This window comes from Thalassospira sp. UBA848, assembly GCF_002295455.1.
In the GTDB taxonomy this organism is placed as follows: Bacteria; Pseudomonadota; Alphaproteobacteria; order Rhodospirillales; family Thalassospiraceae; genus Thalassospira.
Window position 1 is genome coordinate 1 of the sequence record NZ_DBGS01000017.1, and the last position, 21,944, is coordinate 21,944.

23 protein-coding genes are annotated in these 21,944 nt (G+C 54.4%); 14 read left to right on the forward strand and 9 right to left on the reverse strand.

What is annotated here, in order from left to right; genetic code table 11:
• The 3 genes from map to B2R48_RS01930 all read left to right on the forward strand — a co-directional run.
• A partial coding sequence (map, locus tag B2R48_RS01920) for a type I methionyl aminopeptidase (RefSeq protein ID WP_296997118.1) occupies nt 1-502 on the forward strand: 502 nt, incomplete at its 5' end.
• Between the two features lie 26 nt (nt 503-528).
• Entirely contained in the window at nt 529-1,371 is an 843-nt protein-coding gene (gene radC / locus B2R48_RS01925) for a RadC family protein (RefSeq protein ID WP_213473949.1), read from the forward strand.
• Nucleotides 1,372-1,408: 37 nt separating this feature from the next.
• Nucleotides 1,409-1,804 (forward strand): VOC family protein, encoded by a 396-nt coding sequence (locus tag B2R48_RS01930; RefSeq protein WP_296997122.1) that lies wholly within the window; start codon nt 1,409-1,411, stop codon nt 1,802-1,804.
• Nucleotides 1,805-1,971: 167 nt separating this feature from the next.
• On the opposite strand, the gene B2R48_RS01935 is transcribed toward B2R48_RS01930, so the two are convergent.
• The 5 genes from B2R48_RS01935 to B2R48_RS01955 all read right to left on the reverse strand — a co-directional run bounded on the left by B2R48_RS01935 (nt 1,972) and on the right by B2R48_RS01955 (nt 7,324).
• The gene (locus B2R48_RS01935; RefSeq protein WP_296997125.1) at nt 1,972-2,835 is read right to left on the reverse strand and encodes a MipA/OmpV family protein; all 864 of its coding nucleotides are present in this window, start codon (nt 2,833-2,835) and stop codon (nt 1,972-1,974) included.
• 129 nt (nt 2,836-2,964) lie between these two features.
• Nucleotides 2,965-4,197 (reverse strand): AraC family transcriptional regulator, encoded by a 1,233-nt coding sequence (locus tag B2R48_RS01940; RefSeq protein WP_296997128.1) that lies wholly within the window; start codon nt 4,195-4,197, stop codon nt 2,965-2,967.
• Nucleotides 4,198-4,224: 27 nt separating this feature from the next.
• Nucleotides 4,225-4,656 (reverse strand): helix-turn-helix domain-containing protein, encoded by a 432-nt coding sequence (locus B2R48_RS01945; protein ID WP_296997131.1) that lies wholly within the window; start codon nt 4,654-4,656, stop codon nt 4,225-4,227.
• A complete protein-coding gene (locus tag B2R48_RS01950) occupies nt 4,628-5,440 on the reverse strand; it encodes a hypothetical protein (protein WP_296997134.1) in 813 nt (270 codons plus the stop codon). The genes B2R48_RS01945 and B2R48_RS01950 overlap by 29 nt, the downstream gene beginning before the upstream one ends.
• Nucleotides 5,441-5,560: 120 nt before the next feature.
• On the reverse strand, nt 5,561-7,324 hold the full coding sequence (locus B2R48_RS01955; RefSeq protein ID WP_296997137.1) for an HD family phosphohydrolase: 1,764 nt from the start codon (nt 7,322-7,324) through the stop codon (nt 5,561-5,563).
• Nucleotides 7,325-7,615: 291 nt separating this feature from the next.
• Here B2R48_RS01955 and purB point away from each other — a divergent pair, with 291 nt between their 5' ends.
• Nucleotides 7,616-8,926, forward strand: coding sequence for an adenylosuccinate lyase (gene purB / locus B2R48_RS01960; protein ID WP_296997140.1), 1,311 nt, complete (start codon nt 7,616-7,618; stop codon nt 8,924-8,926).
• A 163-nt stretch (nt 8,927-9,089) separates the two neighbouring features.
• Complete coding sequence (locus tag B2R48_RS01965) at nt 9,090-9,710, forward strand: YbhB/YbcL family Raf kinase inhibitor-like protein (RefSeq protein WP_296997143.1); 621 nt, start codon at nt 9,090-9,092, stop codon at nt 9,708-9,710.
• A gap of 88 nt (nt 9,711-9,798) precedes the next feature.
• Here the strand turns inward: B2R48_RS01965 and B2R48_RS01970 are convergent, their stop codons facing one another.
• Together B2R48_RS01970 and B2R48_RS01975 are read right to left on the reverse strand one after the other, a co-directional pair.
• Nucleotides 9,799-10,482, reverse strand: coding sequence for a response regulator (locus B2R48_RS01970; RefSeq protein ID WP_296997146.1), 684 nt, complete (start codon nt 10,480-10,482; stop codon nt 9,799-9,801).
• A 163-nt stretch (nt 10,483-10,645) separates the two neighbouring features.
• Nucleotides 10,646-10,963 (reverse strand): DUF1476 domain-containing protein, encoded by a 318-nt coding sequence (locus B2R48_RS01975; protein WP_062956124.1) that lies wholly within the window; start codon nt 10,961-10,963, stop codon nt 10,646-10,648.
• A gap of 163 nt (nt 10,964-11,126) precedes the next feature.
• Between B2R48_RS01975 and B2R48_RS01980 the strand changes: the two genes are divergently transcribed.
• From B2R48_RS01980 to B2R48_RS02005, 6 genes are all read left to right on the forward strand, one after another.
• Nucleotides 11,127-11,906: an NRDE family protein gene (locus tag B2R48_RS01980; RefSeq protein ID WP_213473943.1), complete on the forward strand. Its 780-nt coding sequence runs from the start codon at nt 11,127-11,129 to the stop codon at nt 11,904-11,906.
• A 222-nt stretch (nt 11,907-12,128) separates the two neighbouring features.
• A complete protein-coding gene (gene purC / locus B2R48_RS01985; protein WP_062956126.1) occupies nt 12,129-12,893 on the forward strand; it encodes a phosphoribosylaminoimidazolesuccinocarboxamide synthase in 765 nt (254 codons plus the stop codon).
• A gap of 122 nt (nt 12,894-13,015) precedes the next feature.
• Complete coding sequence (gene purS / locus B2R48_RS01990; protein ID WP_008891731.1) at nt 13,016-13,255, forward strand: phosphoribosylformylglycinamidine synthase subunit PurS; 240 nt, start codon at nt 13,016-13,018, stop codon at nt 13,253-13,255.
• An 81-nt stretch (nt 13,256-13,336) separates the two neighbouring features.
• Nucleotides 13,337-14,026, forward strand: coding sequence for a phosphoribosylformylglycinamidine synthase subunit PurQ (gene purQ, locus B2R48_RS01995; RefSeq protein WP_062956127.1), 690 nt, complete (start codon nt 13,337-13,339; stop codon nt 14,024-14,026).
• Nucleotides 14,020-16,233 carry a phosphoribosylformylglycinamidine synthase subunit PurL gene (purL, locus tag B2R48_RS02000; protein ID WP_369813474.1) on the forward strand — a complete coding sequence of 738 codons (2,214 nt, stop codon included), beginning with the start codon at nt 14,020-14,022 and terminating at the stop codon, nt 16,231-16,233. The genes purQ and purL overlap by 7 nt, the downstream gene beginning before the upstream one ends.
• Nucleotides 16,234-16,418: 185 nt before the next feature.
• The gene (locus B2R48_RS02005) at nt 16,419-17,165 is read left to right on the forward strand and encodes a substrate-binding periplasmic protein (RefSeq protein WP_296997156.1); all 747 of its coding nucleotides are present in this window, start codon (nt 16,419-16,421) and stop codon (nt 17,163-17,165) included.
• Nucleotides 17,166-17,169: 4 nt separating this feature from the next.
• Here B2R48_RS02005 and B2R48_RS02010 read toward each other — a convergent pair whose 3' ends face one another.
• Nucleotides 17,170-17,997, reverse strand: coding sequence for a helix-turn-helix domain-containing protein (locus B2R48_RS02010; RefSeq protein WP_296997159.1), 828 nt, complete (start codon nt 17,995-17,997; stop codon nt 17,170-17,172).
• A gap of 136 nt (nt 17,998-18,133) precedes the next feature.
• On the opposite strand from B2R48_RS02010, the gene B2R48_RS02015 reads away from it, so the two are divergent.
• A complete protein-coding gene (locus tag B2R48_RS02015; RefSeq protein WP_296997161.1) occupies nt 18,134-18,538 on the forward strand; it encodes a hypothetical protein in 405 nt (134 codons plus the stop codon).
• 58 nt (nt 18,539-18,596) lie between these two features.
• On the opposite strand, the gene B2R48_RS02020 is transcribed toward B2R48_RS02015, so the two are convergent.
• Nucleotides 18,597-19,781, reverse strand: coding sequence for an Mrp/NBP35 family ATP-binding protein (locus B2R48_RS02020; protein ID WP_296997164.1), 1,185 nt, complete (start codon nt 19,779-19,781; stop codon nt 18,597-18,599).
• A gap of 412 nt (nt 19,782-20,193) precedes the next feature.
• On the opposite strand from B2R48_RS02020, the gene hflK reads away from it, so the two are divergent.
• Together hflK and hflC are read left to right on the forward strand one after the other, a co-directional pair.
• Entirely contained in the window at nt 20,194-21,321 is a 1,128-nt protein-coding gene (hflK, locus tag B2R48_RS02025; protein WP_062956134.1) for an FtsH protease activity modulator HflK, read from the forward strand.
• The coding region (gene hflC / locus B2R48_RS02030) for a protease modulator HflC (protein WP_296997167.1) at nt 21,321-21,944 on the forward strand (624 nt) is incomplete at its 3' end. The genes hflK and hflC, both read left to right, overlap by 1 nt.

Consider the following 21,944-nt stretch of genomic DNA (forward strand, 5'->3'; position numbering starts at 1 on the left):
TCTTGATGGCTGGTATGGCGATACGTCGCGCATGTATATCGCAGGCACTCCGAAGGTGATGGCGCAGCGTCTTGTTGATGTGACCTATGAGTCGCTTTGGCGCGGCATCAATGCCGTTAAGCCGGGCGCAACCCTTGGCGATATTGGCCATGCCATCCAGTCCTATGCCGAAAGCGAGCGTTTTTCGGTGGTGCGTGATTTCTGTGGTCACGGGCTTGGTCAGGTGTTCCACGATGCGCCGAATGTCCTGCATTACGGCAAGCCGGGCGAAGGGCTGGTTCTGGAACCGGGCATGATCTTTACGATTGAGCCAATGATCAACCAGGGAACCTATGCGTGTAAAATTTTGCCCGATGGCTGGACAGCCGTAACGCGAGACCGCAAACTGTCTGCACAGTTTGAACATTCGCTCGGCGTGACGGAAGACGGGTTTGAAGTATTTACCCGATCCCCCGCCGGTCTGGAAAAGCCGCCCTACAACCTCGACAAGGCCGCCGAGTAACGGGCACGAAACAAGGGGAAGCAGATTTGAGCGAAAAACAAGATCGCAAAGCTGCTTCCAGTCCTGCCCAACAGACCTCATCGGAAATTGATGATGGCACGCGGGTCTTCTTTGATCAGGCCCGCACCGTGCACGTCGCGGGAACACCCTTGGCGTCGGGTACTGACGCGCCCCAGTCCGAAAAAACAAAAGCAACAAAGCCGCACTATCACGGGCATCGCCAACGGCTGCGTGATCGGTTTATCAAGGGGGGTGCCACCGCCCTTGCCGATTACGAGTTGCTTGAACTGATGCTGTGCATGGCTATGCCGCGTGGGGATGTCAAACCGCTGGCAAAATCCCTGATTGCGCAATTTGGCAGCTTTGCCAATGTTCTGGCTGCCCGCCCCGAAGACCTTAAAACCGCCAAGGGCCTTGGAGATGCGGGGATTGCCGCCATCAAAATCGCCGAAGCCAGTGCCCTGCATCTATCGCGTGAACGGGCGATGGAATTGCCGGTGATCGCCAGCTGGGAACAACTGATTGATTATTGCCGGGCCCGGATCGGGCACCTTCGGAACGAAGAACTGCATCTTCTGTTTCTTGATCGCAAGAACCGGCTGATTGCCGATGAATGCCATCAACGCGGCACGGTCGACCACACCCCTGTGTATCCGCGCGAGGTCATCAAGCGTGCGCTTGAACTGCATGCCTCCGCCCTTATTCTGGTGCACAACCATCCAAGCGGCGATGCCACCCCGTCAAAGGGTGACATCGACATGACTCGCAAGATTATCGACGCGGCCAAGGCGATGGAAATCACGGTTCATGATCACATCATCATCAGCCGCGCGGGGTATAATTCCTTCAAGACACTTGGCCTGATATAGCTGCCATCCCTGATCCATTTCCCACCACGAGATAGCCATGCCCCATATCGGTTTGTTCGCCCTTGTCGTGCGCGACTATGACGAAGCCATCGCATTTTACACCGAAAAAGTCGGCTTTGAGTTGATTGAAGATACCGACATGGGCTGCGGGAAACGGTGGGTGGTGGTCTCCCCGAAGGGAGCAAGTGAAACACGTGTTTTGCTGGCGAAGGCAAGCAATGACGACCAAGTCAGCGCGATTGGCAATCAAACCGGCGGTCGGGTTGGCTTTTTCCTGAACACAGATGACTTTGAGCGCGATCACAAACGCATGGTTGATGCAGGGGTTCATTTTCTTGAAGCTCCCCGAGATGAGCCCTATGGCATGGTCGCCGTGTTTGAGGACCTCTATGGCAACAAATGGGATTTGCTGCAACTGAAGGTATCAGGGTGAAACTGACTGCTATCCCGATACCCGCCACCGATCGGGAACATAATCGCGCAAAAAGGTAACGGACCGGCAGTTGGTTGCAATAGTGGGGGATGCCGGTCCGTCTCGTCGACAAAGCCTGATTGCTTGCCGACAAGTTCGAGGTAAGATGACAGGGAGACGGTTCAGGGTCAGAAGGTGTAGACCAGCACCAGACCAGCACTGAGCACATAGTCCTCATCAATGATCGGACTGTCGGCATACTCGTCGAGCAGGAATTTAACATCTGTGGTCCCGACGACGGCAAAACTTTCGGTCACCGGATAGGTCACACTGAAATCAAGATGCGGGATAAAGGTGGCGTCGGGGGAGTAGAAGCCACGATCACTGCGCACTTCATTGCGACGCACGCCGACGTTGTAATCAACCAGGTCTTCGCTTTGCCAGGTCACACCACCGCCGACATTGAAGCTGAACTTCTCGTATTCGGTTGGCAGGTAATAAGCAACATCCACCTCATGCCCGCCATGAGCATTGTTGAGATCAGTCTGATAGCTTGCCTGAAGCTCGCCGTGCCAAACACGTAGCGATCCGCCGATACCGGCTTCGTATGCCATATCGCGTTTTTCAAGCCCGTTCAGATAGCTTGAGTCTCCCGGATCGAATGGCTCCATACGAAGGCCACCAATGACCGAAACGCTGGCAAAATCATTCATCCAGACTTTGGCATCAATGCCGTCAATACCGATACGAAGACGTTCGGCATCATAGGCCAATACCGGAAGCGCGTCTAAATCTGTACTATCGGCCCCGCGATAGGGATTGCTGCTGATCTGGCCGAAAGCACCGATCTGCCAATTGCCGCCAAGCCAGGGTTTAAGTGGGTCTTTGGTCTGCGGATTTACCTGTTCGCGGATGATTTCCCTTTGTCCAGGCGTTGCAGTCTGGGCGTGCGCGCTGCTGGCAAGCATGATGATGATGGCTGCCGTACAGATGCCAAGTCCGCCCAGCACCATTGCATCCCCCAAACGACGAGAACAAAAATGCGATACCATAATGTCTAAACATCCCAATTGTGTTGTTGATGTCGCGACATTGCCCGAGCGTACGAAAGAAGGCGTCCGGTGTTATAGCCTTGTACTTACAATCCGCGCCAAAAAGGTACGAATGCGCATTCATACGCCTTAACTATTTGATTTTGCGAAATTGTTCTGACGATAGTTACTTGGTGTATGACCGGTGATTTTCTTGAAAGCCTGATTGAAGGTAGATTTCGAATTGAAGCCGATCTCGGTTGCGATGTCGAGGATCGTGCGATTTGGTTCCTCGATCAGCAGGCGAGAAGCCTCGTCAACCCGGACTTCATTGACGAAATCAAAGAAGCTCTTGCCAAGATGCTGATTGAGGACATGTGAAAGCTGATTGGGTGTGGCCCCGATGGCATCGGCAAGCTTTGGCATCGACAACAGCGGATCAAACAGAATGTCAGTTTCATTAACGACCCGACCAAGCCGTGCGGCTATCCGTTCAATATCCTCATGATAAAGAAACCCCCGCACATTATTTCCGGCTGGTTCTGAAGATCCCGGGTTCGCATTCCGCGCAGGGGCAGGCTCAGATACATCGGCGTGAAAGTCATCCTCAGACGTCCAGTCGGCTTGAACAAACAGGGCGGGATTCGATGCCAAAAGATGACACATCCGGAAAAATACAAGCGCAAAACTACCCTGAACAATGGTGGTCAGCCATGTTCCATCCTCAACAAACAGGTCGATCACCGACGTAACTGTGAAGATCACGAAAATGGCAGTGATCCCGATCAGTATCTCCTGTATCCAGCGGCGCAAAGCAGCGCTATCCGCGCCAAGCTGTTCACCCGCCTGTCGCAGATAGCCAAGCCCGACTTTCCATATCTTGGGCATATAGACAAAAAGTTGCACATAAAGCCCGACAAAGACACTCATCAGTAAAACCGACAGCAGGATGTGTTGATCAAGGGCGATATCGATATCGATATCGGTGCCATGAATGATTTCTGGCACGAACTGATCAAACAGAATCCACACCATTCCGGACGTTGCCGCCAGAACCGGAAGCAGAACCAGGAAATGGTAAATTGGTCTCGATACCGGTCGGTCTGCAATTTCGCGGAAGTACAGATAAATGGACGGCACGAAGGCAAAGGTCATCGCCATGAAAACCGGCGCAACTATCAACATCCACTTCGGAGTCAGGAAAACATCGGTAATATCTTCGATGAAGCTCAGACAAGATGCAAAAGCAAAAACCATCAACCAGCGATTGGCGCGAAACGCGCGCTTGCCTTCATGGCGAAGCAGCAACATCAGAAAACCTGCCTGCGCCAAACCCAAAATGGCAATGATCATCAGAACAAGTTTGGAGATCTCTGTGGTCATTCTGCTATGTCCATTGGGATCCGAGGTTCAATTTCTGATCGGAGTGATAGGCGTCAACCTGAAGCAAGCCCCCATATCCTTGCGATCTGGTTCGGTGATGGCCTGAATACGATAGTGACTTGGTGTCATACCCGTCGCGCGCTTGAAAGCCAAATTGAATGTCGATTTTGAATTGAAGCCCACGGTCATTGCAATGTCGAGAATGTTGCGATCTGGTTCCTCACACAGCAATCGCGCCGCTTCATGCACGCGCACGGTGTTAACGAACTCAAAGAAGGACTGACCGATCACATTGTTCAGGACATGTGACAATTGATTGGGTGTCACACCAATTGTTGCCGCGAGCTTTGGCATCGTTAGAAGCGGGTCAAAAAGCGTCCTTTGATCAGCAACGATCCGATCAAGCTTTGCGCAAATGACATCAGCGTAGTCATCCTGCGGAGCCGAATGATTTGTCATCTTCTGCGGTCGTGCTTTCTTTTCCGGGTTGTTTTTTGCCCGTTCGGAAAGGCTGGCTTGCCAGTAAAAAACTCAACCGCAAAAGGGTTAGGACAAAACCAACATTGATCAAGAGATTCGACCAATGCATGTCACTCGCCACAAGCTGGACAACCTGTGAGAGGATAAACGCCACAAGCACAGCATGCAGACATACAACAACATTCAGGCTCCATCGCCTGCGCATCATGCTGTGATGATCACCGGCCAATCTGAGTTGACGGGCACTGGCATAGACGCAGCGGCTCAGTGCCACATGATAGCAAACCGCAAAGCCAAACAATCCGATCAACAAGCAGGTTGCAATGACGCTGGCAATCAGATCATTGGCAAATGTGATGTGAAGGGGGCTGCCAGCCAGTATTTCGTCGCCATGATGGAAAAAGACGAGGCCGATCATCGCCCCGGCGATCAGGCAGACGCAGGGAAGCACCAAAAAATGCTTCCAAGGATGGTTGCCAGAATGCCCTGACAATTCACGGAAATAGAGATACATGGCCGGTCCGAGCGCAAAATAGGCACTAAACAGGACCGGTTCCAAAATCAATGCGATTGCTGTCCCGCCAAACAGTAAAATGATGTCGCGCAGGAAAGATGCACTAACAGCAAGCAGAAAGACCATCATCCAGCGATTTACATGCCAGGCGCTTTTGCCTTCGTTTCGTAAAACCAGGAACAAAAAACCGGCCTGCAACAAACCAACGAGCGCAATTGCAAATGCCAGGACATTGTTGTTTTCAAGCATTGAGATGCCATGTATCCGGAAGAACCACCTAAGGGATAACCCGTAGCGGCTTACCGCGCTTTTCTCAACGCCTATCTGATGTGATTGGCAAACATTACAAAACTGTCAGGTAAATTCCGTCTAAGCCGTGCTTGGGGACAGGACGAACTGAGGGACATCCACATCGTCGCACTGATCTTCGCGCAAATACTTCCGCCCGTATTCCTGATACATGCCACTGGTCAGGAAAAGTTCGAACAGATCGCTGTCGATCTGCCCCTTGTCGCGCATGTCGGCCAGGATCGAGATACATTCAGACAGGGTTTTGGGGCGTTTATAGGGGCGGTCAACTGCGGTCAAGGCTTCGAAAATATCAGCAATCACCATGACCTTTTCAAGGATTCCCATATCCTCGCCCGTCAGACCGCGCGGATAGCCCGACCCGTCCATCTTTTCATGGTGGTTCCCGGCAATTTCGGGAATACGTTGCAGTTCCTTGGGATATGGCAGCTGGGCCAGCATGTCCTGCGTGATGACGACATGATCATTGATCACCTGACGTTCTTCGGACGTCAGGGTGCCGCTTGGGATCGACAGGTTATAGACCTCGCCACGGTTAAAGCCGTCATAAATGTCGAACTCCCGATCCATCAAAAGATTTTCCATGCCGGGTTCGCGCAGTTCGGCAAGTTCGGAATCGCTTAGTCGTTCATGTTCTGCCCATGACAAGCCGATTGTCCGGTCAAAGTACCGGGTCCATTTCTGCTCGCCGATATCGTGCAGGGCAAAGATCGCATCCGTATCAAGTTCCGCATCGCCGATATTGGCATCAGCAACCAAGGCGAACTGGGTTTCAAGCTCTGACACCCGCTTTGCGAAATCGGCTTCACACTGATCGGGGTCTTCGCCGTCCAGTTTGCGTTTAAGCATCTCGATCTCGGCGTCACGCCGCAGAACTTCAAAGCGCGTGCGAACCTCGTGGATGCGATTGTGGATGGTCTCAAGCTTGGTCGCCTTTTCCATGACGTGATCGGGCGTGACGATCTTGCCGCAATCATGAAGCCAGGCCGACAGGTCAAGCTCGTACCATTCCATATCTGTCAGATAGAAATTGGAAAATGTGCCATCCCGGTCATCCACGGCCGCTTGGGCCAGCATGCGCGCAATGATCGGCACGCGCGAACAGTGACCTGCGGTATGCGGGGATTTGGCATCAATCGCGTGCCCGAGAACGCGGACGAAACTCTCCATCAGGTCGCGCTGCGCAACCAGCAGCCGGCTGTTTTCAATCGCAACCGCGGCCTGACTGGCCAGCGCATTGATGATTGGCTCAATTGCCGGATCAAAGGAAATCACATTGCCCGCATCATCGCGCGCATTGATCAACTGCAAGACACCGATCACCACACCGCTGGTATTTTTAAGCGGTACGGTCAGGAAGGATTTGGACCGATAACCTGTTTTGGCATCAAATGCGCGGGTACCGGTAAAGTCAAACCCCTCGGCACTATAGGCATCATCGATATTGATCGCCTTGCCAGTCAGTGCGACATAGGTCGCGATATTGGCATAGTTGGGTCGGCCCTGGCTGTCATACAACTGCAAGGGCGGGAACGGCTTTTCACTTTCCCGGCCCGAAACAAAGAACGTCTCAAGCGTATCATTGACCATGATACGAAAATGAAGTTCGCTTTCTTCGCGATTAACGAGATAGAGCGACCCACCATCCGCATTGGTGAAGTTGCGCGCGGCCATAAGGATTTTCTGGTTAAGCTCTTCACGGCCTTGCGATGCCGAAAGCGCAATCCCCAGCTCCACCAGTTCCGCCAGATAATTCGCATCTTTTTTGCGGACCCTGGTCAAATCTTTCTGATGTTCTTTGGCCTCGTCGCGTTCACGCGCCATACAAATTCTGCCCACTTCGCGTTCGGATTAACCGCATCTCGCACATACATCGTGCCTGCTTACACGGTATATTCCTAATAAGTTGCTATTTTTCTAACAACGCACAAGCTTCTGATGGGTAAAATCGCTTTCACAATCCTGCCATACCCGTCTGCAGGGTTGCCAATTTGCGCGGAATGGACTATCCGACCCCGTGAAAGCGTGCCGGCGCCGTGATCGTGCAATTGATTACGCATTCCGATCATCGAGATCCTTATCCGGCACCCAACCATATTGCCCGGAGGCGACCGCATGATCCCCCGTTATTCCCGTCCGCAGATGACATCCATCTGGGAACCGGCGAACAAGTTCCGTATCTGGTTCGAAATCGAAGCCCACGCTGCTGACAAACTGGCCGAACTGGGTGTTATCCCCGCAGAATCCGCCAAGCTTGTCTGGGAAAAAGGCGACAAACCCTATACCCAGGACCGCATCGACCGCATTGACACCGTCGAAGCCGAAGTCAAACACGATGTGATCGCGTTTCTGACCGAACTGGCCGAACAGGTCGGCGAAGAAGCCCGCTTTGTCCATCAGGGCATGACCAGCTCCGATGTACTTGATACCTGCTTTAACGTGCAGCTTGCCCAGGCAACCGACATCCTGCTTGAAGACATGGACAAGCTTCTGGCCGCCCTTAAAAAGCGTGCCTATGAAACCAAAGATGTCCCCTGCATGGGCCGTTCGCACGGCATCCACGCAGAGCCGGTGACCTTTGGCCTTAAGCTTGCAACCTTCTATGCGGAATTCAAACGTAACCGTGATCGCCTTGTTGCGGCCCGCGATGAAATCGCGACCTGCGCGATTTCCGGCGCGGTTGGCACATTCGCCAACATTGATCCGAGTGTTGAAGAACATGTCGCCGAGAAACTTGGCCTGAAGCCGGAACCGGTTTCGACCCAGGTCATCCCGCGCGACCGTCATGCGGCCTATTTCGCGGCCCTTGGCGTGATTGCATCTTCGATTGAGCATCTGGCAACCGAAATTCGCCACCTGCAGCGCACCGAAGTACGCGAAGCGGAAGAATTCTTCTCCAAGGGCCAGAAAGGTTCCTCGGCGATGCCGCACAAGCGCAACCCGGTTTTGACCGAAAACCTGACCGGCCTTGCCCGTCTGGTACGTTCGATGGCGATCCCGGCGATGGAAAACGTTGCCCTCTGGCACGAGCGCGACATTTCGCACAGCTCGGTCGAACGTAATATCGGCCCGGATGCGACCGTGACGCTTGATTTCGCGCTGATGCGTCTGACCAACGTTGTCGAGAACCTCGTCATCTATCCGGAACGCATGGACGAGATCCTTAATCAGATGGGTGGTCTGGTCTTCTCGCAGCGTGTTCTGCTGACCCTGACCCAGTATGGCGTTTCGCGCGAAGATTCGTATCGCATCGTTCAGCGCAACGCGATGAAGGTCTGGAACCGCGAAGGTGATCTTCTGTCGCTTCTCAAAACCGATGAAGATGTTACCGCGCGCATTCCGATGGACACGCTCGAAGCGCTGTTTGACCTTGGTTATCACACCAAGCATGTCGACACGATCTTTGCCCGTGTTTTTGCCGACTAAGCAGAATACTGCAATCTGCCGTCAAAGCCCCGGTCATCTGGCCGGGGCTTTTTCATTTCATACCCCCGGAACACCGCCCTTTGACATTGCGCGCTTTGGATGCTGATCTATATCGAACACGGCAACCACATCAAGAAATGGCAACTACAGGAAAGGCATCGCAATGAAACTCAACATCAAGGGATGGGAAGACGGCGCGCCGATCCCCACCAAGTTCGCCTTTGGCAAAATTCCGGCCGAAGGCCGGTTTGAAACATCGGACAATATAAGCCCTGAACTGAGCTGGTCCGACATCCCCGAAGGCACAAAATCCTTTGCCCTGATCTGCCATGACCCGGATGTCCCGTCATCGGGCGAAGACGTCAATATCGAAGGCAAGGAAGTCCCGGCAAGCCTGCCGCGTGTGGATTTCTTTCACTGGGTTCTGGTCAATATCCCGGCCAGCATCACAAAGCTTGAAGAAGGTGTGGCATCCAACGGTGTAACGCCCAAAGGCAAGATGCCCGGGGCCAAGCCATATGGCACGGCAGGGCTGAACAACTATACCGACTGGTTTGCTGGCGATACCGATATGGGCGGTGATTATGGCGACTATGACGGTCCCTGCCCGCCATGGAATGACTCGATCATTCACCACTATCATTTCACGGTCTATGCGCTTGATACCGACAAGATCAACCTGCCAGAACCCTTTACCGGCCCGGATGCCCTTGCCGAAATCGAGGGCCATGTGCTCGACAAGGCAAGTTATATGGGCACCTATACGATGAACCGCGATCTGTAATCGCGCCCATCGTCACCGATCCATGAAAAACGGCCTGTGTCATTTTACACAGGCCGTTTTCTTATATTCAGGATATTTGCGCGAAGATTTACAACGTTCCGGACCGTGCCATGTCTTCCAGCGCCATTTTCACGGCCTGCGCACGGTTGGAAACGTTCAGCTTGCGATAGATATTTTTCAGATGATACTTCACCGTGATCTCGCGCAGGTCAAGGTGGCGCGCGATATCCTTGTTCGGACGACCTTCTGACAGCAGGGCAAGAACTTCACGTTCACGCGGTGTAAGACGCGCAAAGTCGCCTTCGTTGCCAAAGCCGCCTGTCAGCCTGTTTTCGCCTTCACCTGTGCCAGAACCAGACATGCCATCGCCCATATCCGTCAGGATCGAGGACGGCAGATACTTGTCACCCGCCAGAACCAGTTGCACGGCATTGGCCAAGGCTTGCCCGCGCAGGGTTTTGGGAATAAAACCATGTGCGCCAGCCTCGATCGCCTTGCGAACATCTTCGCTGCGATAGGCACCAGACAACAGAACCACAAAGGTCGAATCGGCCACTTTTTCCAAAGTGCGTTTCAAACCTTCAAGGCCGTTCATGCCCGGCATGCGCAGATCGAGCAGCACCAGATCGAACGTATTGTTCGCCTCTATGTGCTCGAGTGCGGGGTCAAGTGCCCCTGCTTCGGCTACTTCACAGCCTTCGAAATACTGTTGGAACAGTAGCGAGATTGCCTCACGAACAAGATCGTGATCGTCCGCCAAAAGGATACGCAATGCTGTCGCCTTTCTTTACCTAACCGGCTCCTTCCCCTACCTGCGAAGGATACCACACCAAAAGGTTGCGCCTACTCGATTTTCGGTCTGGGTCGCCTAGGATACGAAAGCCGGAACGTATTAGCAAACGAGAAGTTTTCCAAGCACATGCCCGAAGGTCAAATCACGCCAAAACTTCTGCGCGCGCAACCGGACGTAGTTCCTCGAGCTTTGCGTTCAATATCGAGACCGTGACATCAATATTCTTGCGCCCGAAGTCGGCCAGCAACAACGCCACAACACCATTTTCGCGCGGGTTTGCAACAACCTCGCCAATGATCTTGCGCGTGTAGTCCTGACATTCGTCCGGCGTCATGCCCATTTGTTCGCCTGCCCACTGGACCAGCATTTTGTAAAGATGGGTCTCTACCCGGAAATCCTGTTCAAGATCAAAGCTGTATTTCGCTTCGAACCCGCGTTCACGATCATTAAATCCGCTCATTTCGATCCCTCCTGATACTTGGTTACAATGCCATGGGTATCAAACCGTGCAAACCACTGTCAGTTATCATATTTTATATGACGACAAAGGACACGGATTTCACCCCTTTGCTCAGCACTTTTGAATTTGACAAAATGCGCTTTAGCACGCTTTGATCTGGCTCATGTGTACAGTCATAATTTTGCGCCGCCCCGACCATGACTGGCCGGTGATCATTGGTGCCAATCGAGATGAAATGAATAACCGCCCCTGGAAAGCGCCTGCGCGCCACTGGGACGACCGGCCCGACGTAATTGCCGGGCTGGATGAAACAGCCGGGGGCACGTGGCTTGGTGTGAATGAGGATGGCGTGGTTGCTGCCGTGCTGAACCGCTATGGCACCCTTGGGCCGGAAGACGGCAAACGTTCCCGTGGGGAACTCCCGCTTGAGGCGCTTGATCACGCCGATGCCATAGATGCCGCCCAAGCCCTTGCTGAACTGAACGGCGATGCCTATCGCCCGTTCAACATGGTCATTGCGGATAACCGTGACGCCTACTGGCTTGCCAACCGCGGCACTGGCAAGATCGAGATCACAGAAATCCCCGAAGGCATGTCGATTCTGACCGCCCATGATTTGAACGACACCGAAAACAGCGCACGCACCAAACGCAACCTGCCGCGCTTTATCAGTGCCCCGGCCCCCAATCCCGAGGCCGATGACTGGTTTGCCTGGCAGGCGCTGCTGGCAGATACCGGGACCGAGGCCCCGGATCCCGAACACCACGACATTCGTGCTGACGCCATGCTGGTACGCAGCAATATCGGATTTGAGACCGTTTGTTCATCCCTGATCGGGCTTCCGGCGATTCCCACAAGCGAACACGAATTGCCACGTCGCCCGGTGTGGCTGTTTTCAGAAGGCCAACCCGATAAAACACCTTTCCATCCCGTCAATGTGTAAGGTGGAATGGTCGCAAACCTGACGCGAACGCAATGGGTTAGACACAAAGTCAAAGTCGGTCGCAGGCCATGGCGCGACGGTTGCAAATTTCGATTATCAAGTTTGCATAAATAGAGCTTAAGCGGGAATTGAGTTTCTCGCCAAGCACTGCTATACGGAGGGCGCGAATTTCAGGGTGCCCGCTGCGTCGGACGGTGGGCCTAGATGTGAAAGATCCCGCCAATGTCCAGAAAGCAGCCCATCTACGAGGGTAAAGCCAAGGTTCTTTACGAAGGTACGGAACCCGGAACGATCATTCAGTATTTCAAGGACGACGCCACGGCGTTCAACGCCCAGAAGCGCGGCACCATTGCCGGCAAGGGTGTCCTGAACAACATGATCACCGAATTCGTCATGACCCGTCTGGCAGAAATCGGCATTCCGACTCACTTCATTCGCCGTCTGAACATGCGCGAGCAGCTTTGCAAGAAATGCGAAATTGTTCCGATCGAAGTCGTGGTCCGCAACATCGTTGCCGGTTCGATGGCCAAACGCCTTGGCCTTGAAGAAGGCGAACGCCTTCCGCGCCCGATTGTCGAGTTCTATTACAAGGACGACGATCTTGGCGACCCGCTGGTTTCTGACGAACATATCCTCGCTCTGGGCTGGGCAAGCGCTGAAGAGCTTGAGGAAATCGTTGGCATGACCCTTCGCGTCAACGACTACCTGTGTGGTCTGATGCGTGGCATTGGCCTGAAACTGGTTGATTTCAAACTTGAATTCGGCCGCGTTTGGGAAGGTGACTTCCCGCAGCTGGTTCTGGCCGATGAATTCAGCCCGGACAACTGCCGCCTTTGGGATGCGATCACCAACGAGAAGATGGACAAAGACCGCTTCCGTCGCGATCTCGGTGGTGTTGAAGAGGCCTATCAGGAAGTCGCACGCCGTCTCGGTGTCCTCCCTGAGTCCGCCGAAATAGAGCAGCTGAACAAAGACGAAAAAAAATAATCCCAAGGCCGCGCTCGCGCGGCCTTTTCTTATGGCTGGTCGGCCATGTGTGTCGAACAGCGTTTTGTTTGCAAACAGAACCTCGCGCGAGACCCGCGCATGCGAACTTAAAGGAGCTTCTCGTGAAAGCACGTGTTCATGTCACCCTGAAGAACGGCGTTCTCGACCCGCAGGGCAAAGCCGTTCACCACGCCCTTCAGGGCCTGGGTTTTGATGGCGTCAATGACGTCCGTCAGGGCAAATTCATCGAACTCGAACTGGATGGCACCGATGCCGCCAAGGCCGAAGCCGAGGTCAAGGAAATGTGCGAGAAGCTTCTCGCCAATACCGTGATCGAAGATTACAGCATCGAGCTGGCCTGATCACCTGGGCGGGACCGCGCGACGGCGTGGCCTTTGTCTATCGGGATTAAGTAACGGACACTAATCGAGAGACGGTATTTCATGAAATCCGCTGTCATCCTCTTCCCCGGCATCAACCGGGAGAATGACGCCATCGCGGCCCTCAAGCAGGCCACCGGCACCGAACCAGCCGTCGTCTGGCATGGCGACACCGAACTGCCCAAGACTGACATCATCATGGTCCCGGGTGGCTTTTCCTATGGTGACTATCTGCGGTGTGGTGCCATGGCGGCAAAATCGCCTATCATGCGTGCAGTCGCAGAACGCGCCAAACAGGGTGTGACCATTCTTGGCGTATGCAATGGCTTCCAGATCCTGACAGAGGCAGGCCTGCTGCCCGGTGCACTTATGCGCAATGCCAGCCTGAAATTCATTTGCAAGAACACGCATCTGAAAATCGAAAACACCGATACGCGCTTCACCAACCTGTATGGCGCAGGCGACGTGGTCGATTATCCAGTGGCCCATCATGACGGCAACTACTTTGCCGACAGCGAAACGCTTGACCGCCTTGAAGGCGAAGGTCGCGTTGTTCTGCGCTATTGCGATGTTGACGGCAAAGTTGATCCGGCGACCAACCTGAATGGTTCACAGCGCAACATTGCCGGCATCATCAACGAGGCAGGCAACGTCCTTGGCATGATGCCCCACCCCGAGAACGCAATCGATCCGATGCATGGTGGCACCGATGGCCGCAATCTGTTCAAAAGCATGGTGGAGGCAGCATCGTGAGCTCCAACGATTTCAACAGCACCCCGATCACGCCGGAACTGGTCAAGGAACACGGCCTGAACGAAGAAGAATACAAACTCGTTCTCGAAATCATGGGCCGCGAACCCAACATCAACGAGCTTGGCATTTTCTCGGTCATGTGGTCTGAGCACTGCTCCTACAAGTCGTCGAAAAAATGGCTTAAAACGCTTCCGACCAAGGCCGACTGGGTCATTCAGGGGCCGGGCGAAAATGCCGGTGTGATTGACATCGGCGATGGTCAGGCAGCCGTCTTCAAGATGGAAAGCCACAACCACCCGTCCTTTATCGAACCCTATCAGGGGGCTGCAACCGGTGTTGGCGGCATCATGCGTGATGTCTTCACCATGGGTGCACGTCCGGTCGCGAACCTTAATGCACTTCGCTTTGGCGAGCCCGATCATCCGAAAACCCGCCACCTGCTGAGCGGTGTTGTCGAAGGTATCGGTGGTTATGGCAACTGCATGGGCGTTCCGACCATTGGCGGTGAAACCAACTTCCATGCATCGTACAATGGCAACATCCTGGTCAATGCGATGACTGTGGGTCTGGCCGATACCGATAACATCTTCTACTCAGCCGCGGCTGGTATCGGGAACCCGGTTGTTTATGTCGGGTCGAAAACCGGCCGTGACGGCATCCATGGCGCTACCATGGCATCGGCCGAGTTTGATGATGACAGCGAAGAAAAGCGTCCTACCGTTCAGGTCGGTGACCCGTTCACCGAGAAGCTTCTGCTGGAAGCCTGCCTTGAACTGATGGCAACCGACATGATCGTCGCCATTCAGGATATGGGGGCTGCTGGTCTGACCTCTTCCTCGTTTGAAATGGCGTCCAAGGGCGGCGTTGGTGTTGAACTTTGGCTTGATAAAGTTCCCATGCGCGAAGAAGGCATGACGCCCTACGAGCTGATGCTGTCAGAGTCGCAGGAACGCATGCTGATGGTCCTGAAACCCGGTTGCGAAGACGCCGCCAAGGCGATCTTTGACAAATGGGAACTCGACTTTGCCGTCATCGGGACACTGACCGATACCAAGCGCATGGTTCTGAAATGGCACGGCGAAGTTGCCGGAGACCTGCCGATTGATCCGCTGGCCGAAGCATCGCCTGAATATGATCGTCCGTGGGAACCGACCCCGAAACAGGATCGCATCGATCCGGCAAGCCTTTCGGGCAAGATGAGCCACGTCGACGCGCTTAAAACCCTGATTGCATCGCCGGATCTGGCATCGCGTCGCTGGATCTGGGAACAGTATGATCATCTGGTACGTGGCAACACGGTAATCCGTCCGGGTGGCGATGCCGGTGTGGTCCGTGTCGAAGGCACGAACAAGGGCCTTGCGGCCACGACCGACTGTACCCCGCGTTATGTCATGGCCGACCCGGTCGAGGGCGGAAAGCAGGCCGTTGCCGAAGCGTACCGCAACCTGGTTGCAACCGGCGCCAAGCCGCTTGCCATCACGGACAACATGAACTTCGGCAACCCGGAACGCCCGCGCATCATGGGTCAGTTCGTCGGCGCCTGTCAGGGCATTGGCGAAGCCTGCATCGCGCTGGAATTCCCGGTCGTGTCGGGGAACGTGTCGCTTTACAACGAAACCAACGGTGTTGGCATCATGCCGACCCCCGCTATTGGCGGTGTTGGCCTGATTTCCGATCTGGGCCACCATGCAACGATTGGCCTCAAGCGCGATGACAGCGCACTGATCATGATCGGTGCGGCCACCGGTGAACTGGGCCAGTCGCTGTATCTCAAGACCATCGAAGGTCGCGAAGAAGGCGCACCGCCGCCGGTTGATCTGGGTGCAGAAAAGCGTGCCGGTACGGTCATCCATGAACTGATCGAACTCGGTCTGGTTCGGACCTGCCATGACATTGCCGATGGCGGCCTGCTGGTCACCGTTGCCGAGATGTGCCTTGCAGGCAATATCGGTGCGGACGTCTTCCTGCCCGAAAGCGGTAGCGAAATCGCGTGGCTGTTTGGTGAAGACCAGGGCCGCTACGTGATCGCCACCCGCGATCCGGACAAGGTTCTCAATGCGGCAAGCAGCGCGAATGTTGCCGCCGCCATTATCGGTCAGGCCGGTGGTGATGCGCTGAGCATTGATGGCGATGCCAAAGTAACCCTGTCTGAGCTGCGCAGCCTCAATGAAGGCTGGATGCCGTCCTTCATGGCAGAAGCCGTTTAGTCACCGTCGCGTACCTCAAAATCAAAACCCCGTCCGGGCAACCGGGCGGGGTTTTGTGCTTGGGCTTCAAACCTGCGTACGCGCCGTTGTCGGAGCTGGCCGATCGCCCCATATAACACACTGCACCAGTGTTGATGGGGGTTAGGATGCCCGTACATTGCAGGACATTTTTCTGGACCTTTGCATTGTCCGTCCTAATGGGCGTGCTGATCATTTTGCCGGTCAACCGGGTGCATGCCTTGACCGTCTATGTGGATGAAGCCAATCCACCTTTCATGTACAGCGCGAACAGTCATGCCGCTGGCATCTACCCCGAAATCGTGCGTGCGATTGCTACCCGCGCCGGAATACCGATCAATATCGTTCCGGTCCCCTGGCGCCGTGCACTCCTTCATCTGGAAAACGGTGATGGCGCTGTCGCGGGAATATATAAAAACCTCGAACGGCAAAAGAAATTTGCTTTTAGCGACCCGATCCATCGCGAAAGCTTGATGATCTATCGTTCGGCAAACAAGTTCGACAGTGACTCCAGACTTGAAGACCTGTCAGGCATGAATGTTGGCGTCATTCGCGGGTGGAGTTATGGCAACGCCTTTGATCAAGCGCGCAATTCCGGCATGTTTGAAACGTCCGAAGCCGCCGGCGACGACCAGAACTTCGCAATGCTGGTGAATAATCGCGTTGATGCGGTGATCGCTGTTCGCGAAGCAGGAGATATCTGGATCAGGAAACTCAAGCTTCAGAGCCAGGTTTTTCGCGCCAAAACCGCCCTGCATGAAAACCAGACCTTCATCGCCTTTAACAGACGGTCAACCGACATCTCGACACTGGCCCTGATCAACAAGGCCATCGCGGAACTCGTTGAGGATGGCACAATCGAAACCCTCATTGCCAATGCCGTGGACGATGCAATCGGATCGGCTTTTCACTGATTTCTCATCCGGCCTGAGGTAGCGATGCCAGTTGCTTGAGGGCACGGCTTGTATCCTCATCAGCGGGCAACAAGGTCTCGATGGCAAGTTCGGACAGGGTCACCTCGACCGGTGTGCCAAATACCGTCGTCGTCGTGATAAATCGCAAAACACCCACATCTGTTTTCAGAATCAGCGGCACGATCAGACCATTGATCGCGTCCTTGTCAGTCCCGTCAACGCCCACTGCGTCCATCACCTGTTCATGATGGTCGGGTAAGCGATAGTGCTTTGCTTCGTCATACAGCCCAATCAATTCCGGGTCTGCGGTGACGTCAATCTGACGCCGCAAACGATCCTGCAAATGATCCCGCCACTGCACAAAATTTGCCACCCGTGCAGCCAATCCGTTCGGGTGCAGACTTAGTCGCAATAGATTGATCGGGGGTTGCAAAAGATCCGGATCAATCCCGACCAGCAACAGTGGCACAATCCGGTTTGCTGCCACCATGTTCCAGTGTCGATCCATCGCCAGCGCCGGAAAAGGTTCATGGGCCGACAATATCTGATCAACTGCCTTGCGAATGCCCAGAGCCCCCTCGCCCTCAAAATCATGCTGGGCATAGATCGGGGCAAACCCGGCTGAAACCAGCAAACCGTTGCGTTCGCGCAGCGGGACATCAAGACATTCGGCGAGATGCAGGATCATGTCGCGGCTTGGTCGGGACCGACCGGTTTCAAGGAAACTGAGATGGCGGGTCGATATGTCTGCATTGGCCGCAAGATCAAGCTGGCTGAGCCTGCGTTGCTTCCGCCAGTTTTTCAGCGTCATTCCAAACGAATCGTGGGACATTGATGCACTTTCCTCTGTGACCGCAAAGACAGCCTATCACCAAAGAAAAGGATTAAACATTACCTCCGAGGTAATCGTATTCATTCCCTGTTCACGGCAAGCTTGCGACATCACCACAACCCGAAAGGATTGGACAATGTCTGCACCCTCGACTGTGAATTTTCTGAAGACTGTACTGATTGTCGATGCTTTGACCTGCCTTGGCTTTGGCCTTTTGCTCACCACCGGTTCAGAGTTCCTTGCCGGGTGGCTTGGATTGCCCGTTGCCCTTCTGTTTTATGCCGGGCTGATCCTGTTTCCCTGTGCGGCCCTGATGATCATCACCGGGCGTCAAAAGCTGCCGAACGCCGGTTTGGTCTGGCTGATTATCGTTGGCAATTTTGTCTGGGCGGTTGCCAACATCGGCATTCTCGTCCTGCCATCCATCGCACCTACCATGCTTGGATACGCATTCGTAATTGCGCAGGCCATCGCGGTCTGTGGACTTGCTGTGTTTGAGTACCGCTTGCTGGGTGATGCCAGGCGTTTTGCAACCGCATGATTGTCGTTAAGTGCGACCAATAAAAAAGGCCGCAACGAATGCGGCCTTTTTTGTATGACTATTTAAAATTGATCTTTGGAAACAGGCTTTTTTTCTTGGGGGCCTTAACCGGCCCCACCTGTTCTTCGACCGCGGCTGCGATCTTTTCGGCAATCGCGCCATAGGCCTTGGCGTGATCGCCATCGGGTTCGCTATCGACAATCGGTTTGCCTTCATCGGCGCCCAAACGGATTTTAAGATCCAGCGGAATTTCACCGAGGAACGGCACGCCAAGCTCATCGGCTGCCTTGTGCGCCCCACCATGATCAAAGACATGGTCAATATGGCCGCATTCCGGGCATTTGTAATAGGACATGTTTTCGATCAGGCCAAAGACCGGCACATTGACCTTGCGGAACATGTTAAGCCCCTTGCGCGCGTCCAAAAGCGCAATATCCTGCGGGGTGGAAACGATCACAGCCCCCGTGACCGGCACACGCTGTGCCATGGAAAGCTGAATGTCCCCGGTGCCCGGTGGCATATCAACCACCAGCACATCAAGATCGCCCCAGTCCGTATCGCGCAGAAGCTGTTCAAGTGCCCCCATCGCCATCGGACCGCGCCAGATAACCGGCTGTTCTTCATCCACCATGAAGCCGATAGACATGATGCGCATACCAAAGGCCGACGGCGGGATCATTTTGCCCTGATGTTCTTTGGACGGGGTCGGCTTTGCATCGCGAAGGCCCATCATGCGCGGCAGACTCGGCCCATAGATATCGGCATCAAGCAGGCCAACCTTCAGGCCCTGAGCCACCAGCGAAAGTGCAAGGTTAACCGAGGTTGTGGATTTGCCCACCCCGCCTTTGCCCGATGCGACGGTAACAATGCTGCGCACGGTCGGCAGTTCAAGCGGCATCTGCCCCGCGCCTTGCGGACGCTGGCCCGGTTGTGACGGCTGTGACGGGCGGCTTGGCTGTGATTGCGGTGCAGCTTGCTTGGCAGCTTCTTTCGGGCGTTCGGCCGTAAGCGCCACGCGGGCCGTTGTGACCCCGTTCACAGCAGCCACTGCCTTTTCGGCGTTTTGCCGTAAATCTTCCAGTGCAGGACCGCGATCCGGGTCTACTGCGATCATGACATTGACGACTTCATCATGAATATCAATACCTTGCACCATACCCTTGGCTGTGATTGATTGGCCGTCGACCGGGTCGATTACGGCATCGAGTGCGGCAGTAATCTGTTCACGGTTGAGCGAAGTCATATTGCGGTCTCCAAATTTTGGCTTAAGTCCGTGGTCACACAGAACTTGCAGGCGCGTATCATTGTTTTGCAAGGCAAGCTGTCATATAAGGCCATAGGTTCTGGGCTTATCAATATGATTGTAATGGCAACCGCAAGACTTGCGAAATACGAGGAAAAGGCCTTAGAGCGGGCTAGCGCCCCGGTCAAGGGATTTGACGCAGAAGTTCGCAGGTCTGGCGGTTGTCCTACGAATTGAACGGATTTGCACGGACTACATTGTCGCAAGGCATTGAAAGATTCTTATCTTCCTGTTGCCTTGCTCCGCGTATCCGAACAAATCCGAGCAACCATTGCAAACATATTGATAAGTCCAGAATCTGTGCTCGGTAAGCAAAGATAAACACCGAACGGCAAGAAGAGGAAGAAACTCGATGCCTTGGAATAATCAAGGGGGCGGCGGCCCCTGGGGCGGCGGCGGAAATAACGGTGGCGGCCAGAACCCGTGGGGACAGCGTCCTTCGGGTGGCGGCGGCGGCGGAAGCACGCCCCCCGATTTTGATGAAATGATTCGTAAGGGCCAGGAACGCCTGAAACGGCTGTTCCCCGGCGGCGGCGGATATAAGGGCTTTGTCCTGATCGGTATCGCTGTGATCGGGTTGTGGCTTTTGACCGGTTTCTACCGTGTCCAGCCGGGCGAACAGGGTGTAACGCTTCTGTTTGGCAAATGGGTTGGCACAACGGGCCCGGGTCTGAACTACTTCCTTCCGGCCCCGATTGGCGAGGTCATCAAGCCGAACGTTGAACGGACCAACCAGATCGAGGTTGGCTATCGCGGTGCTGGCACCGTGACGTCCAACGGATCGCGTGATGTGCCCGAAGAAAGCCTGATGCTGACCGGTGACCAAAACATCATCGATATTGATTTTGTTGTTCAGTGGCGTATCAGCGATGCAGGTTCCTACCTGTTTAACGTGCGTGATCCTGAAAACACCATCAAGCTGGCATCCGAAAGTGCGATCCGTGAGGTCATCGGTAAAACCGACCTTGAAGAAGCACTGACTGTTGGCCGTGTCCGGGTTGAAGAACAGACCCGTACCCTGCTTCAGGAAATCATGGACGGTTATGAGTCCGGTATTTTCATTGCCGAAGTGAAAATGCAGAAAGTGGACCCGCCGCGCGACGTTATCGATGCCTTTAACGATGTGCAGCGTGCGCGTCAGGACCGTGATCGTTCCCAGAACGAAGCACTGGCCTACCGTAACGACATCATCCCGCGTGCAAAGGGTGAAGCAGAACGTCAGGTCCTGCAGGCCCGCGCATACAAGGATCGTGTCACCAAGGAAGCAGAGGGTGAGGCAGAACGCTTTAACTCCATCTACAATTCCTTCCTGACGGCCCAGGATGTGACGACCCGTCGTCTCTATCTGGAAACCATGCAGGAGATCTTGAGCAAGTCTGACAAGATCATCATGGAACAGAACGGTGAAGGTAACGGTGTTGTCCCGTATCTTCCGCTTCCGGAAGTCCAGAAACGTGCGAATGCAGGAGGCAACAACTAATGGCAAGTCCTAAACTTATTGCCGCTGGCGTCGTCCTGGTTATTGCTGCTGTCGTTGGTTCGATGAGCGTGTTTACCGTTCGTCAGGACCAGCAGGCACTCGTTCTTCAGTTCGGTAATCCGGTCCATGCGGTTTCCGAACCGGGTCTGCATTTCAAGCTGCCGATCCAGAATGTTGAATATTACGAGCGTCGTATTCTCGAACTTGATCCGCCAGTTCAGCAGGTTCTGCTGTCTGACCAGAAGCGTGTCAATGTCGACAGCTTTGCGCGTTGGAAAATCATCGATCCGTTGATCTTCCGTCAGCGTGCAACCAACTCTGCCAACTTTGTGCAGCTGTTTGGTCAGCGTCTGAACTCGGTCATCCGTGGTGAACTGGCACAGGCCCCGCTTGTGACCCTTCTTTCGGACAACCGTGCGCAGATCATGGAGAAAATCCAGGCGACCCTGATCAAACCGGCAGAAGAGTTTGGTGTCGAACTGATTGACGTTCGTATCGGTCGTACTGACCTGCCGCAGGAAACCTCGCAAGCGGTATATAACCGTATGCGTTCTTCGCGTATTGCCGAAGCTGCACAGCTTCGTGCAGAGGGTGAAGAGCTCAAGGCGAAGATCCAGGCAGAA